Annotated in this window: 12 protein-coding genes and 1 pseudogene; 7 read left to right on the forward strand and 6 right to left on the reverse strand. The window is 75.8% G+C overall.

The genetic code is table 11. The annotated features are described in order from the left end of the window. Window positions 1–30 precede the first annotated feature (30 nt). Together ACWGH1_RS00810 and ACWGH1_RS00815 are read left to right on the forward strand one after the other, a co-directional pair. Window positions 31–384, forward strand: a complete 354-nt coding sequence (locus tag ACWGH1_RS00810; protein WP_453356206.1) for a DUF1304 domain-containing protein — start codon at window positions 31–33, stop codon at window positions 382–384. Further along, a complete protein-coding gene (locus ACWGH1_RS00815) occupies window positions 381–950 on the forward strand; it encodes a TetR/AcrR family transcriptional regulator (protein ID WP_453356205.1) in 570 nt (189 codons plus the stop codon). The genes ACWGH1_RS00810 and ACWGH1_RS00815 overlap by 4 nt, the downstream gene beginning before the upstream one ends. A 67-nt stretch (window positions 951–1,017) precedes the next feature. Here the strand turns inward: ACWGH1_RS00815 and ACWGH1_RS00820 are convergent, their stop codons facing one another. Beyond that, window positions 1,018–1,224 (reverse strand): cold-shock protein, encoded by a 207-nt coding sequence (locus ACWGH1_RS00820; protein ID WP_453356204.1) that lies wholly within the window; start codon window positions 1,222–1,224, stop codon window positions 1,018–1,020. A gap of 366 nt (window positions 1,225–1,590) precedes the next feature. Between ACWGH1_RS00820 and ACWGH1_RS00825 the strand changes: the two genes are divergently transcribed. Next, window positions 1,591–3,090: a DEAD/DEAH box helicase gene (locus ACWGH1_RS00825; RefSeq protein WP_453408297.1), complete on the forward strand. Its 1,500-nt coding sequence runs from the start codon at window positions 1,591–1,593 to the stop codon at window positions 3,088–3,090. 22 nt (window positions 3,091–3,112) lie between these two features. Here the strand turns inward: ACWGH1_RS00825 and ACWGH1_RS00830 are convergent, their stop codons facing one another. From ACWGH1_RS00830 to ACWGH1_RS00845, 4 genes are all read right to left on the reverse strand, one after another. Next, window positions 3,113–4,054: a class I SAM-dependent methyltransferase gene (locus tag ACWGH1_RS00830; protein ID WP_453408298.1), complete on the reverse strand. Its 942-nt coding sequence runs from the start codon at window positions 4,052–4,054 to the stop codon at window positions 3,113–3,115. Between the two features lie 196 nt (window positions 4,055–4,250). Next, complete coding sequence (locus ACWGH1_RS00835) at window positions 4,251–4,748, reverse strand: hypothetical protein (protein WP_453357247.1); 498 nt, start codon at window positions 4,746–4,748, stop codon at window positions 4,251–4,253. An 88-nt stretch (window positions 4,749–4,836) separates the two neighbouring features. Further along, window positions 4,837–5,367 carry an SRPBCC family protein gene (locus ACWGH1_RS00840; protein ID WP_453357246.1) on the reverse strand — a complete coding sequence of 177 codons (531 nt, stop codon included), beginning with the start codon at window positions 5,365–5,367 and terminating at the stop codon, window positions 4,837–4,839. 65 nt (window positions 5,368–5,432) lie between these two features. Further along, window positions 5,433–6,452, reverse strand: a complete 1,020-nt coding sequence (locus ACWGH1_RS00845; protein WP_453408299.1) for an NUDIX domain-containing protein — start codon at window positions 6,450–6,452, stop codon at window positions 5,433–5,435. 1,049 nt (window positions 6,453–7,501) lie between these two features. On the opposite strand from ACWGH1_RS00845, the pseudogene ACWGH1_RS00850 reads away from it, so the two are divergent. Next, window positions 7,502–7,627 (forward strand): annotated as a pseudogene (locus tag ACWGH1_RS00850) (LuxR C-terminal-related transcriptional regulator); the annotation flags it as partial. 64 nt (window positions 7,628–7,691) lie between these two features. Here the strand turns inward: ACWGH1_RS00850 and ACWGH1_RS00855 are convergent. Beyond that, window positions 7,692–8,648: a helix-turn-helix transcriptional regulator gene (locus ACWGH1_RS00855; RefSeq protein ID WP_453408300.1), complete on the reverse strand. Its 957-nt coding sequence runs from the start codon at window positions 8,646–8,648 to the stop codon at window positions 7,692–7,694. Between the two features lie 103 nt (window positions 8,649–8,751). On the opposite strand from ACWGH1_RS00855, the gene ACWGH1_RS00860 reads away from it, so the two are divergent. The 3 genes from ACWGH1_RS00860 to ACWGH1_RS00870 all read left to right on the forward strand — a co-directional run bounded on the left by ACWGH1_RS00860 (window position 8,752) and on the right by ACWGH1_RS00870 (window position 14,153). Further along, complete coding sequence (locus ACWGH1_RS00860; RefSeq protein ID WP_453353910.1) at window positions 8,752–9,372, forward strand: TIGR03086 family metal-binding protein; 621 nt, start codon at window positions 8,752–8,754, stop codon at window positions 9,370–9,372. 114 nt (window positions 9,373–9,486) lie between these two features. Next, window positions 9,487–11,310 (forward strand): RNA ligase family protein, encoded by a 1,824-nt coding sequence (locus tag ACWGH1_RS00865; protein ID WP_453353909.1) that lies wholly within the window; start codon window positions 9,487–9,489, stop codon window positions 11,308–11,310. After that, complete coding sequence (locus tag ACWGH1_RS00870) at window positions 11,310–14,153, forward strand: poly(A) polymerase (RefSeq protein ID WP_453353908.1); 2,844 nt, start codon at window positions 11,310–11,312, stop codon at window positions 14,151–14,153. Before ACWGH1_RS00865 ends, ACWGH1_RS00870 begins: the two co-directional genes overlap by 1 nt. Window positions 14,154–14,167 lie beyond the last annotated feature (14 nt).

The raw sequence follows: 14,167 nt of genomic DNA on the forward strand, positions 1-14,167 counted from the left end.
GAAATCGAGCCTTTTACCCCGGGGGTTGCCGTGCACACGCTCGCTCAGGTCCTGATCGGCGTCGTCGCCGCGCTGCACGCGTACTTCCTGGTGCTGGAGATGTTCCTGTGGGAGCGGCCCCCGGGCCGCTCGCTGTCCGGATTCGACGCCGCCACCGCGAAGCTGACCGCGCCGCTGGCCGCCAACCAGGGGCTCTACAACGGCTTCCTCGCCGCCGGGCTCGTCTGGTCGCTGGTCATCGACTCGCTCGCCACCCAGCTGTTCTTCCTGATCTGCGTGATCGTCGCGGGGCTGTACGGGGCGGCGACCGCCAACCGCCGGATCCTGATCGCACAGGCACTGCCCGGCGCACTCGCCCTCGGCGCGGCGCTGCTCGCGGCGTGAGCGGGGAGGACCCGCGCACGGCGCGCACCAAGGCCAGGCTGCGCGGGGCCCTGCTCGCGGAGTGCGCGCAGCGGCCGCTGGACGAAGTGAGCGTCTCTGCCGTGGTGCGCCGGGCCGCGGTCGGCCGCGCCACCTTCTACCTGCACTACGAGGACCTCGCCGCGCTGGCCGTGGACGCGTGCGCCGAGGTCGTGCACGCTGCGGTCGACGCCCTGCACGCCTGGCAGACGGACCCGGCGGCGCGCCCCCCGGCCGAGCCGCCGGCCGCGCTGGCCGGATTCCTCTCCGGCGCGGCGGCGCGGGGACCGCTGTACCGCACCCTGCTGCTGCCCGGCGGCCTCGGCCCCTTGGGCGAGCGGCTGTACCGGGAGCTGCGGGCCCGCGCCCGGGCCGAGCGGGCGGCCGTCGGGGCCCCGTACCCCGACCTGGTCGCCTCCGCCGTCGCCGCCACCTTCACCGGCGTCCTCGCGGACTGGCTGCACGGCAGCGTCCCGGCCACCGCGACCGAGCTGGCGGACCGGCTCTGGCTGCTGTTGCTGGCCCTGCACGCCGCGGGCCGCTCCTGAGCGGCGCGGGCCCAGCCGGAATCACTTTCCGGCGGGGCCCACGGACAGCTCGGCTCGTGAAGCGGGGTCAGTGAAGGGGGACCACCTGCTCCGCCTGCGGACCCTTGGGGCCCTGGGTCACGTCGTACTCGACCTTCGCGCCCTCCGCCAGCTCCTTGAAGCCGGTGGTCTGGATCGCGGAGAAGTGCACGAACACATCAGGACCGCCGTCGTCCTGCTGGATGAATCCGAACCCCTTCTCCGCGTTGAACCACTTCACGATGCCAGTTGCCATGGGTACTGATCCTTCTCGACGTGCCTCTCGGGCCACACACGCGGCCGTCTCGATAGTGCCCAACCGCCCCGCGCGTCACACTCCAGGCGCGGCCAACCGGGGTCGTTCGAACTTCTGCCCGCCTCGTCGGCGGAAGGGGTGAGCGCCGCCTTCGAGCGGTACGCCCGCGGGCGGCGGGGTCGGCGGCCGCCCGGGCCCCGGCCCCGCGACTGGTAAAATGGGCGGGAAACTTGATGCGCGGGCCGCTCTCGCCCGGTGCGGACGTGTACGACGAGCCGGGGCCCGTACCGAGGGGTACGGGCCCCGGCTCGTTGCCGTACCGGGCACTGCGGCGCCGCGCACGCTCTCCTTCACGGAAGGTTCTGCATGAAGAACCCGTCAGCTCACGGGCGTTTCGGCATCAAGGCCGGAGCCAAGGCAGGCGGCAAGCCGGGCGCCAAGGGCGCCGGCAAGGCCCCTCGGACCCTGGGACCGCAGGGCGAGTTCGCCATGCCGAAGACCGTCTCGCCCGCGCTGGCGCCGGTGGCGTCGTTCGCGGAGCTCGGTCTGCCCGTCGAGCTGGTGAAGACGATGGCCGACCAGGGGGTGCGCGAGCCGTTCCCGATCCAGGCCGCCACGCTGCCCAACTCCCTCGCCGGCCGCGACATCCTCGGCCGCGGCCGGACCGGTTCCGGCAAGACCCTCGCCTTCGGGCTGGCCCTGCTGGCCCGTACTGCGGGACAGCAGGCGGACCCGAAGCGCCCGCTCGCCCTGGTCCTCGTACCGACCCGGGAGCTGGCGCAGCAGGTGACCGAGGCGCTGGACCCGTACGCGAAGGCGCTGAAGCTGCGGATGGCGACGGTCGTCGGCGGTCTGTCGATCGGCCGGCAGTCCGGTGAGCTGCGCACCGGCGTCGAGGTCGTCGTGGCCACCCCGGGGCGGCTGAGCGACCTCGTCGGGCGGCGCGACGTCCACCTGGAGCGGGTGCGGATCACGGTCCTCGACGAGGCCGACCAGATGTGCGACCTGGGGTTCATGCCGCAGGTCACCGAGATCCTGGACCAGGTGCACCACGCGGGTCAGCGGATGCTGTTCTCCGCCACCTTGGACCGCAACGTGGACCAGCTGGTGCGCCGCTACCTGAAGGACCCGGTGTCGCACTCGGTGGACCCGCAGTCCGCCTCGGTCGGGACGATGGACCACCACGTGCTGCACATCCACGCGGCGGACAAGATCTCGGCCGCGACGGAGATCGCGGCGCGCGAGGGCCGGGTGCTGATGTTCCTGGACACCAAGCACGGCGTCGACCAGTTCGTGAAGCACCTGCGGGCGATGGGCGTCCGCGCGGAGGGCCTGCACAGCGGGAAGTCGCAGCCGCAGCGCACCCGGACCCTCGGTCAGTTCAAGGACGGCCTGGTCAACGTCCTGGTCGCGACGAACGTGGCGGCCCGCGGCATCCACATCGACGACCTCGACCTCGTCGTCAACGTGGACCCCCCGGCCGACAGCAAGGACTACCTGCACCGCGGCGGCCGCACGGCCCGGGCCGGCGAGTCCGGCAAGGTCGTCACGCTCATCACCCCGAGCCAGCGGCGCGACATCGTCCGGCTGATGGCCGACGCCAAGATCCGGCCGACCATCACCCAGGTCCGCTCCGGCGAGGCGGCGCTCAGCCGGATCACCGGCGCCAAGGCCCCGTCCGGCGTCCCGCTGTCCGGGTCGGCGCCGACGGACGCGAAGGGCCGGCCGAGCGGAACGGACCTCGGCTTCCGGGGCATCGGGACCCGCCCGGGCCGCCCGGGCAAGGGCAAGGAGTCCCGTAGGACCATCGAGGCCAGGCAGGCCGCCGAGGCCCGCCGCGCGGCGCGGGTGCGCAAGGGCAACTGACGCCCGCGCGGCGTGGCCGCGGTCAGCGGCGGCGCCGCCGCCGCGCGGCCACGATCACGCGGGTGACGACCGGCGGGAGCAGGTCCTTGGCCAGCTTGCGCCAGCGGACCGGGGGCCGGTGGACGGCGGCGGGGGCCGGCGCGACGGGCGCCGCCGGCTCCTCCTCCCCGGCCGGGTGCAACGGCTTCGGGGGCGCGATCGGGGCCACGCCTTCGTCGCCGATCCGCACCAGTGGCCGGCCGGCCACGATGTCGACGCCGTGCCACAGGTCGGTGCGGCCCTCCAGCCAGTTCAACAGCGCCGCCTGGTGGGGCGCCGGGTCGCCCCAGGTGGCGTACAGCTTCGACGCCGAGACGGCGATCACCCGCAGCCCCTCGGTCACGACGGCGGCCCACACCGCGGCGGCGACGCCGGGGCAGTGGGCGGAGCGGTAGTCGTCGAAGACGACCACCGCGTCCGGGGCGGCGACCAGCCGGGAGGACGCGATGTCCTGCACGACGTGCTCGTAGAGGTGCGAGGCGTCGATGTGGATGAAGCGGCAGCTCTTGGCGCGCACCCGGTCGGCGACCACGGAGGTCGGGGCCTGGATGAGGGTGGGCAGCGTCTCGTGGAAGGCGAGGTAGTTCGTCTCGAAGCCGCGACGGGTGAGGGTGGGGTACGAGTCGCGCACCTCGCTGAGGTTCTCGTCGTCCGGCGGGGGCGAGTCGAAGAGGTCGCAGACGGTGAACTCCTCGCCGTCGCGGAGGTATCCGGCCAGGAAGATCGCGCTCTTCCCCATGAACGCGCCGAGTTCCAGGAGGTCGCCCGAGGAGGCGGCGTCGCTGTTCTGGCGGGTCAGGAACCAGTCGAAGAGCACCTGGTCGTAGGCCGAGAACCAGCCCTTCACCTCGCTGAACGCACGGGGGGTGGGCGGAGTGGGCTCGGCCTCCGGGGTGCTGACGGGAGCCTGTGAAAGGTGCGACACGGAGAGTCATCCTCCAGCGGAATGGCATGGTCCAACGCTGATACCCGGCCAGGTAAGCCGACCATATGCCTACGAACGCGCGTGTGACGAGGCTTCGGTGAGAGAGCGTCCGCAATCCGCTCCGCGGACAGGGCGATACGCCCCTTTCGTCACGGTAAGCGAGGGCCGCCCGACCGCTGCCCGGACGGTCCCCCGCTCAGACCGAAGTACGTCCGCGCAGCCGCCGGGCGGCGTCGGCGCGGACCCGGTGGCTGCGGGCGGAGGCGGCGAGCGCGCCGAGCGCCTCGGACGAGTCCACGGTCCGGGCGGCGGTGCGCTGGCACCAGTCGGAGGCGGCCGTGAGCTCCGTCGCCGACCAGCGCCCGCCCCCGACGATCGTCCTCAGCAGGGTCCACTCGCGCAGCCGCCGGGACGGGAAGAGGCGTCCGTCGAGCGCCGCCTCCATGGCCCGGGCCCAGGCGGGGAACCGCCGGTCGGCGAGCAGTCGCACCGCCCGCCGGTCCAGGTGCGTGACGACGGCGCTCTCGGCCATCACCGGGTCCGGGTCCCGCAGGACGGCGGCGACCGCCTCGGCCTCGGCCGCCTCACCGCAAGCGGCCGCGAGCGCCGCCAGGTGGCGGGCGTAGCGCCACCGCTCGAACGGCTCCTGCGGCCCGCTCCCCGCCCCGCGCATCTCGCGCTCACTGCTCCCCATGCCCCCATTCCACACGAACCCCGCCGCCGGTTGCCGCCCAGGGGTACGCGGGGAGGTGCGCGGGTGCCTCCTCGGCACGGGCCGGGGGTCAGCGCTCGTAGGCCTCGTGGCCGCCGTGGCCCTGTTCGGCGTCGTGGCCGGGTTCGGGGAGGGGGGCGCCGGTCTCCAGCAGGGTCTTGAGACTGGAGGCGAGGAGCGGCCAGGCCCGCGAGCACATGCCGATGAGGGTGCCGCCGGGCTCGAACCCCTCGTGGTGGACGGTCAGTCGGGCGAGCGTGTCACCGACCGGCTCGATCTCGTACGTGACCTTCGTGCGCCGTTCGCCGGCCAGCTCGGCCCGCAGTTCCTCGCCGATGCCCACCGCGGCGGCCCACTGCGGCGTGAAGCTGTGCCAGCTGTACGAGAGCCTGCGGTTCGGGACGCAGTCGAGTACCACCTGGGCCGGGTCGCTGGTGCGGGCTCCGCGTTCGAACCAGTCCATCCGCGAGCCCACCGCCCAGTCGGTCTCGAAGCTCACACCCCAGTAGCGGCGCGTGAGGGCGGGCTCGGTCAGCGCCTGCCAGACGCGGTCGGGGTCTGCCTGGATGTACAGGGTGTAGGTGATCGCGCTGTCGCTCATGGCCTCCATGCTGCGGGACCGCGCCGCGCGTGACCAGGATTGCGGACGCGGCGGCACCCGGGCCGTCACCAGCGGACGCCTTCGCGGGGCAGCTCGGTGGGCGGGGTGCGGGGCGGGGCCGGGAGCGAGAGCTGCGCGCGGGCCGCGTGCACGGCGGCCAGCTCGTGCCGGCCGGCCGCGCCCCAGTCGCTGAGCTCGCGGACCTGCTCGGGGGTGGCCAGCAGCCGCGCGTACGCGGGATCGCGGTGCGCGGACACCGCCGTGAGACGGGCGACGGTACGGGCGTGGGCGCCCCGGTCGGCGTACCGGTAGCCGAGCGGGGCGGCCCCGGCGGTGGGCTCGGCGTGCGGGGGCGGCAGCTGCGCGGCCCCCGTCGCGCGGGCGATCAGCAGCAGGACCCGGCCGTCCGGGGCGAACAGCCACCCGGAGCGGTCCCGCACCGGCAGCCCGGCGGGCACCGGGCCGGGGTGCCAGGCGCCGTGCCCCGGCGTGCGGCGGGTCCGCAGCACCCCGAGCCGGTCGAGCGCGGTGGGGGCGGCCGGCCGGCCGTCCTCCAGCAGCACGGGGCCGTTGCCCGCGATCCGGGCGCGCAGGGCGGACAGGCTCCGCCGGGCGTCACCGGCGTCCATCAGGGCCGGCAGGTCGGCGGGTTCCGCGAAGTCGATGCCGGTGATCTCCTGGGCCGGGAGGCGGACGGCGTCGATCCGGTCGGAGGTCCAGGCGCCGCCGTCGTAGACGTAGAGGATCTCTCCGGGGAAGCGCATCTCGGGCGGGAACCCGGGGGCGTTGGCGGGGATCCAGTCGACGGCGAGCCCGCGCGGGTAGTGGCCGTCGATCCCGAGCTCCTCGCGCATCTCGCGGGCGGCCGCGGCGGACGGGGACTCGCCCGCGTCCACGGCGCCGCCGGGCAGGAGCCGGTCGGGGCGGTAGTCGACCGTCTGGACGAGCACCCGGCCGTCGGGGTCCGTGACGAGGACGACCGCTCCGGTCCAGAGCGCGGCGCGCGAGGCGCCGTACTCGGCCGGCGTCATCCAGGTGCCGGCCTCTCCGGCGGCCTGCCCGGCGTCATCGGTCAGCTGGGGCATGGGGACTCCGTTTCGCCGTGGGGGGACCCGCCGGCTGTGCAACAGCGGGTGCCGCCCTCCGGTTACGGCGGGCGCCCGGATGCGGAAGGGCGCTCCGCTGTTTTGCCGCTCCGATACCTCCTTATTGCCTAATTATGTCGATCTTGCTAGCTTCCCTGATGCGGACAGGCGGCCTGAAAACCGCCCGTCCGACCACGTGACCGGCCGCTGAGCGCAGCGCCGGTATGACGAACGCCGACGGCGCGCTGCCCGTCGGCGCCCGGCGCGAGCGCGTTCCGCTTCCGGCCAGGGGCAGGTCAGGTCAGGTCAGGTCAGGTCAGGTCAGGTCAGGAACCGACCGCGAGCGTCCGTCCCGTGGCCGCATCGATCACCCTCCGACTGCCCAGGGGCGAGCGGAGTGTGAGGCTCACCGGTTGCAGCCGGATGCCGGCCGGGCAGACTTCACCGGGTTCCCGCCGGGTGGCCGTCGCCGGCGCCAGAGTGATCGCGGTGTCCGTTTCCACCCCCGTCAACCGTCCCGTCCGACAGCCACCCACGGCCACCACCGTGGTGACGGTCCGTCCGTCCTTCCCGAGGTGCACGGCCCGGGTGACGGGTTGGACCGAGGAGGACGGCCGGCCGGGGGCCGCCGCCTGCGCCGCCCTGCCGCCGGAGGCCAGGGCGAGTTGGCCGAAGAGCACGGCTGCCAGGACATGACGGCGGTGTGACGGTCGGGTCATGGCGCTCGACGTACGGACGGCCCTCCCGGCTCCCCGGCAGGGCCGTTCGCACGTCGCGCCGCACGACGAACACCACGAGCGCGACCGCGCCGAGCGGCCAGAGGGCGTACCCGGGCCAGGTTCCGGGAACCGTGGCGGTGTGACCCGGGGAGCCGGGGTCCGGTTCCCGGCGCGGCGGTGGCGGCCGCGGCTCGATCCACCCGGCGGTGAGCAGGCAGCGGAGGCGGGCGCAGGCGCCGGCTGATCGCTGAGTTCGCCGGGCGCCCTGCGGTTGCCCCAAGAGCGCTCACCGCGGGCGGTCGAGGGCATCAACGAGCGGGAACGGGAGTTGTGGTCCTGATCGGGCGGGGCCGGTCGAACACCGAGATCGCGCAGGACCTCTTCGTCACGGTGGCCACCACCAAGTCGCACGTGTCGCGCCCGCTCACCAAGCCGGCCGCGCGGGACCGCGTCCAGCTCGCTCGTCATCACGGCCCAGGGGATGGGGCTGGTCACGCTGCCCGGCTGGGGCGGGCGGCGGTCAGGAGGAGGCGTCGGACGCGTACAGCGCCGTCAGTTCGGCGCCGATCCGGGCCAGTTCCCGGCGCAGTTCCGGGGGTTCCAGCACCTCGACCATGGCGCCGAAGCCCGAGAGCTGGGCGGCCAGTGCGCGGTGGGCCGGTCCGTCGACGCGGACCTCGGTCCAGCCGTCGTCCAGCGGCTCGCCGACCGTGACCCGGCCGCGGAGCAGCCGTTCGAGGCGGGCCAGTGCCTCGGGGGCGACGCGGGCCCGGGCCGTGACCGCGAACATGCTGCCCTCGATCACCTCCGCCCGCTCCCGCCACACCGAGGCGAGGTCGAAGCCGGGGGGCCGTACCACCGGTTCGCCCGTGGGCTCCACCGATGTGACGCGGCTGAGCCGGAACGTCCGCAGGCCCGCTTCCGTGCCCGCGACGAGGTAGTCGGCCCCCGCCTTGGCGACGAGCCCGAGTGGGTCGACCACCCGTATCCCCGGCGGTTTGCCGACCCCTTCGTAGCCGAGCCGGACCCGCTCCCCCTCCACCACGGCGCTCTGGAGCCGCGAACGGTGGCCGGCCTCCGCCGTGGCGGCGTTGCGGGACCAGTCCGTGGCATCGGTGATGCCGGCGCGGGCGGCGGCCTCGGCGTCGGAGCGCAGTGCCGGGGGCAGGGCGCGTACCAGCTTGCGCAGGGTGGTGCGCAGTTCCGGGGTCGCGGCGAGCGGCCCGGTGAGCAGGAACAGCGCCCGGATCTCGGCGGCGGTCAGGCCGGTGAGGTTGGTGCGCGCCCCGCCCACCAGCGACCAGCCGCCGCCCCGGCCGCGTTGGGAGTAGACCGGGATCCCGGACGCGGCCAGCGCCTCCAGGTCCCGGCGTGCGGTGCGCTCGGACACCTCCAGTTCGGCGGCGACTTCGGGCACCGTGACGCGGCCGCGCTCCTGGAGGAACAGCAGTGTCGCCACCAGCCGGTCAGCCCTCATGCCCGCTCACGTCCGTACACACCGCTCACTTCCCTGGGACCCACTGCCGGATCAGCCGGAAAACTGGCCAGAAGATGGCCACTTTAGCCGCAAGGATGAAGGCATGAACGAGAACACCGCGCAGCTCGCGGCCCCGCAGCCGACCACCGCCCACACCTTCGACCCCCGCCACGACCTCTCGGCGGCCATCGCGCTCGCCGGGCGCACCCTCGCCGCGGTCCGCCCGGACCAGTACGACTCCCCCACCCCCTGCGTGGAGTTCGACGTCCGGCGGCTGTCGAGCCACCTCGTCGCCGTCCTGCGCCGGATCGCCGTGATCGGGCGGGGCGAGGACCCGTTCAGCGTGCCGTCCTTCGCCGACGAACTGCCCGACGGCGCCTGGGCCGCGGCCTGGGCACCGGCCGCCGTGGAGGCGGAGGCCGTGTGGGCGGACGAGGGGATCCTGGCCCGGGAGCTGCGGCTGCCGGTCGGGCCCAAGCCGGGGGCGGTGGGCGCGCTGATCTACACCAACGAACTCACCGTGCACACCTGGGACTTGGCGCGAGCGACCGGGCAGCACCCCGAGTGGGACCCGGCCCTGGTGGAGCGGGTGCTGGAGGTCGTACGCCGGTCCCTGCCCGCCGGCACCCGTGGTGGCCGGGTGCCCTTCGCGGAGGTCGTGACGGTGGCCGACGACGCTCCCGCCATCGACCGGCTGGTGGCGTGGGCGGGCCGTCGGCCGTAGGGCGGACGGGCCCCCGGCCGGCCCGGCTGCCGGGGGCCCGGATATCGGGTGGATCCGCGCGCGCCACCTACCTAGAGTGACGTGGGAGGACGTCGTCGCGGGCAGGAGCGGATCATGCGTACGCATTACCCCCGTACGGCGCACCTGCCCTGGTCCCCCGGGGCGGCCGCGGACGACGTGCGGGTGTCCGGGCCGGTCGCGCTGGCCGGGCGGGAGGTCGTCGTCACCGAGAAGCTCGACGGGGAGAACACCACCCTCTACCGGGACGGCCTGCACGCCCGGTCCCCGGACTCGGGGCACCACCCCTCCCGGGCCTGGGTGAAGGGTCTCCAGGGCCGCATCGGCCCCGGGATACCGGCGGGCCTGCGGGTGTGCGGGGAGAACCTGTACGCCCGGCACTCCCTGCCGTACGAGGACCTGGACAGCTGGTTCTACGGGTTCTCGGTGTGGGACGGCGACCACTGCCTGGACTGGGACCGGACCGTGCGCTTCCTGCGGCGGCTGGGCGTCCCCACCCCGCGCGTGCTGTGGCGCGGCGCTTACGACGAGCGCGCGCTGCGCAGGCTGCGGATCGACACGGCGCGCCAGGAGGGCTACGTCGTACGGACCGTCGACGGCTTCGCGCGGGCCGACTTCGGGCGGTGCGTGGCCAAGTGGGTGCGTGGCGGGCACGTGCGGACCGACACCCACTGGATGTACGCGCCGGTGGTGCCCAACGGGCTGGGGCCCTCCGCCCCGTTGTGGGCGGTCCGCTCCGGCTCCGAGCCGGACCCGGCGGCCCTGCTCGGCGCGCTCGGCATGGATCCCGCGTCCGCGCCCGGGGTCGCGGCGGCCGTCGCCGAGGTGGCCGGCCGGCTGGACGGACTGGGGCGGACCGGGGAGAGCCGGCTGACCGGGGTGCTCGCCGCCGCGCTGCACGGCGTACCGCGGGCCCGGCTGGGCGCGCGGCTGGCGGCGGGGCCGCTGGGGATGCCGTCGGCCCGGCGGGTGGCTGACCTGGTCGGGCTCTACCCGGCTCTGCGCAGGCCGTTCCCGGACGCGGAGCGGCGGGCCGGGCTGGTCCGCCTGGCCGGGGCCGCCGACCTGGGTGTGCTCCACGCGCTGGCCGGGGCGCTGGGCGAGCCCGGGGACGCGGCGGGGCGCGAGTGCGTGGAGTGGTCGGCCCTGTACGCGGAGGAAGCCGGGCTGCTCGGACCGGATCCGCTGGGGCCGTTGCGCCGCGGGCTGCGGGAGGCGCTCGGCGGGCTCGGGCTGCGCGCCGCCGACCGGTGCTGGGCCCAGGCGCGGGAGGCCTTCGGGCAGGGCAGGGTGCACACCGCCGAGGAGGCGGTGGCGGCGACCTGGCGCTGGCGCGACGGGGCCTTCCCGCACCTCGTGCAGTTGTGCGGACCCTCGGGCAGCGGCAAGAGCAGCTACGCCGGCCGGCTGGCCGGAGTGGACGCGTACGTCAGTCTCGACGACCTGCGCACCGCCCGGGGTTCCCGCTCCGACCAGCGGGCCAACGCCGACGTCCTGCGCGAGGGCCTGGAGCGGCTCGACGCCGCTCTGGCGGCCGCCGGGCGCACCGGCGGGACGGTGGTCTGGGACGCCACCTCCCTCACCGCGCGGCAACGGGGCCTGGCCGGGGCACTCGCCCGCCGCCGCGACGCGCTGGTCACGCACGCCGTGGTGTGGGTCGAGGAGGCCGAACTGGCCCGGCGCAACGCGGCCAGGGCCCATCCGGTACCGGAACCGGTGCTGGCCTCGCAGCTGCGCCGGTTCTCCCCGCCGTACCCGGGCGAGGCGCACCTGACGTGGTACGTCGGCGCCGACGGGACGGTCGGTGACAGCGCCGGGTCCATCGGCGGCCCGGAGGAACCCCCGGCGGGTGCGGAAGCTCCCCGGGCCGACGCGGAGAGACTCCCGGCGACGGCCGGAACACCGGGCGCGGACGGCTGATGCGTACCAGCGAGGAGCTCTACCACCAGGTCCGCTGGGACGCCCGCTTCGACCCGGCGCGGTTCACGCTCGGCCTGCTCCAGCGCGGGGCCGCCCCCAAGCGGGTGCCGCTGCCGTCGTTCGTGCCGGGCGGTGACATCCCCTGGCACCGGGTGCTGTTCGTCGAGGCGGACGGCGAGCTGGTGTGGGACCGGGCCACCGGGGTGGACCGGATCGACGTGACCCGGGCCGGGCGGGTGCGCGAGCCCCGGCTGCTGCGCGCGCCGTTCTTCACCGCCCGGACCCCGTACGCCTGGGACGCGGCGGACGGCGGCGGCTGGCGGCCGGTGGACGCGCCCGGCGCCGGGACGACGGCCGGTCCGGCGCGGGTGCGGCTGCTGACCTGGAACACGCTGTGGGACCGCTACGACGCCCCGCGCATCGCGACCGACCGGCGCAGGCCGCTGCTGCTGGCCGATCTGGCGGCGGCCGATGCGGACGTGATCGCGCTCCAGGAGGTCGAACCCGCGCTGCTCGCCCTGCTGCTGGCGCAGCCGTGGGTGCGGTCCGGCTACACCCTGGGCACCGACCCGGACTGCGCCGATGTGGCCGACAGCGGGCTGGTGCTGCTGAGCCGGCTGCCGGTGCGTGAGGCGGCCCTGCACGTGCTGGCCCCGCACAAGGCGGTGACCGCCGTCACCGTCGACACGGCGGGCGGTCCGCTCGTGGTGGCCGCGACCCACCTGACCAGCGACCACACCGAGCAGGGGGCGGACCGGCGCGCGGCGGAACTCGCCCGGCTGGCCGAGGGGCTGGGCGGCGTCGAGGCCGCGCTGGCGCTGGTCGGCGACTTCAACGACGGCCGGTCCGGGGCCGCCGGACCGGCGGCCGCGCTGGGGCTGCGGGACGCGTGGAGCGACGTGCACGGGCCGGCGGACGACACCCCGACCTTCGACCCGGTGGTCAATCCGCTGGCCGCGGTCGGCTCCCTGTCGGGCCGGCCGGCCCGGCTGGACCGGATCCTGCTGCGGTCGGCCGAGGCGCGGGTGCGGGAGGCCGCGCTGCGCGGCGACGCGCCCACCGCCGAGGGGCTGTTCGTCTCCGACCACTACGGGGTCGAGGCGACGGTCGAGTTCGGGCCGGACGGCTCGGGCGGCTCCCTCGGCGTACCGGCGACCGCGCGGACGGCGGTGGCCTGGCTGCCGCCGCCCGACCCGGCGGTGGACGCGCTGCGCCGGGAGCACGACCCTGGGGCCGGCCGCTGGCCGGCGCACGTGAACCTGCTGTTCGGCTTCGTTCCCGAGTCCTGCTTCGAGGAGGCACTGCCGCTGCTGGCCGAAGCGGCCGCGCGGACCGCTCCGTTCACCGCCCGGCTGGCCGGGGTGCACAGCTTCGGGCACCGCGAGGACGCCACCTTGTGGCTGGACCCGGCGGCCGACGGCGACGCGGCGTGGCAGGAGCTGCGCCGGGCGCTGGCGGAACGCTTCCCCGGGTGTGGCGGGCGGGGCGACGCGCGGGGGTTCACCCCGCACCTGACGCTGGGGCGCAGCCGCGATCCGCAGCGGGCGGTCCGCGAGTTCGGGGCCCGGCTCCCGGAAGGGGGTTCGGCGGCGCGGGTCGGATCGCTCGCGGTGCTGTCGCGGCGCGGGGACGAGCCGATGCGGATCCGGGCGGCCGTGGAACTGGGCACCGGTTCGGTGCGGTGGCTCCCGGAGGGGGCTCCGTCGCCGAGGGAGACGGGACCCGCCGGGCCGGTCGCCGAACGGGTCGCGGCCGCGCTCGCCGACGGGGTGGTGCACCTGGCCGGTTCGCGGCGCATGGGCTGCGCGCTGCCCGGGGCGGACCTGGACCTGGTGGCGGCCCTGCCGGGCGAGGTGAGCCCCGAACGGCTGCGGGAGCGGATGGCGGCGGCGCTGCCGGAGGCCCGGCGGCTCCGGCTGGTCACGGGCGCGCGGGTGCCGGGGCTGCGGTTCCGGATGGGCGCCCTGGACGTGGACCTGGTGGCCGTCGCCACGGGCGGGGCGGCCCCGGCGCAAGCGGTGGCCCGGCGGGCCGGGGCGGGCGCGGCGGCGGTGGCGCTCAGCGCGGTGAGTGACGCCGACGCGGTGCGCGGCTCCGTATCCGCACGGTCCGAGGCGTTCGCGGGGCTGGCGCGCGAGGTGAAGGCCTGGGCCCGGGCCCGGGGCCTGGACTCGGCGCCGTTCGGCGGCCTGCCCGGGCTGGCCTGGGCGGTACTGGCGGCGCGCACCGTCTCCGAGGCCGCGGACCTGGCCCCTGCGGCGCTGGTACGGGAGTTCTTCGCCACGTGGGCGGCATGGGACTGGCACGTCCCGGTCACCCTCAGCGGGCCGAGCGGCCCGGACGCGCACCCCGCCGCCCCCGGACCCGGCGCGGCCGTCACCGTACTCACGCCCTCCCACCCCGTCCGCAGTTGCACGGCACAGGTGACCCCCGGAATGCGGGACCTGCTGGTACGGGAGCTGTACGCGGCGTGGGAGTGGCTGGAGGCCGACCCGGACCGCCGCTCCCCCGCCGCCCCCGCTCCGCCGCACCGGCGGCACGCCGCCTGGGCGGTGGTCACCGTACGGGGCGCCCGGCCCGGGGAGTTCGAGGAGAACCTGGGCCGGATGCGCGGCCGGCTGCGCGCCCTGCTCGGCGCCCTCGCGGACGCCGGCCTGCCCGACGCGCACGCGTGGCCCCGCCCGTTCGAGCGCGGCGACACCCTGGCCCGGTACGCGATCGGCCTCGGTACCGCCCCGCCGGACGCGACCCGGCTCGCCGCCCTCGCCGCCCCGTGGTCCCGTGGGCTGCCCGGTGTCCAGGTCGCGTGGGCGGAGTGCGGGGCGGTGCCCTCGCTCGGCTGAACCCCCCGGGGCCG

It is taken from the genome of Streptomyces sp. NPDC054883 (genome assembly GCF_053610645.1).

Excerpts from the sequence above, each read along its gene's own strand:
- ACWGH1_RS00840 (WP_453357246.1), bottom strand. The coding sequence starts at position 5,367 with ATGAGCGACAGCGCGATCACCTACACCCTGTACATCCAGGCAGACCCC.
- ACWGH1_RS00835 (WP_453357247.1), bottom strand. The coding sequence starts at position 4,748 with ATGGGGAGCAGTGAGCGCGAGATGCGCGGGGCGGGGAGCGGGCCGCAG.
- ACWGH1_RS00845 (WP_453408299.1), bottom strand. The coding sequence starts at position 6,452 with ATGCCCCAGCTGACCGATGACGCCGGGCAGGCCGCCGGAGAGGCCGGC.
- ACWGH1_RS00860 (WP_453353910.1), top strand. The coding sequence starts at position 8,752 with ATGAACGAGAACACCGCGCAGCTCGCGGCCCCGCAGCCGACCACCGCC.
- ACWGH1_RS00870 (WP_453353908.1), top strand. The coding sequence starts at position 11,310 with ATGCGTACCAGCGAGGAGCTCTACCACCAGGTCCGCTGGGACGCCCGC.
- ACWGH1_RS00820 (WP_453356204.1), bottom strand. The coding sequence starts at position 1,224 with ATGGCAACTGGCATCGTGAAGTGGTTCAACGCGGAGAAGGGGTTCGGA.
- ACWGH1_RS00865 (WP_453353909.1), top strand. The coding sequence starts at position 9,487 with ATGCGTACGCATTACCCCCGTACGGCGCACCTGCCCTGGTCCCCCGGG.
- ACWGH1_RS00855 (WP_453408300.1), bottom strand. The coding sequence starts at position 8,648 with ATGAGGGCTGACCGGCTGGTGGCGACACTGCTGTTCCTCCAGGAGCGC.
- ACWGH1_RS00825 (WP_453408297.1), top strand. The coding sequence starts at position 1,591 with ATGAAGAACCCGTCAGCTCACGGGCGTTTCGGCATCAAGGCCGGAGCC.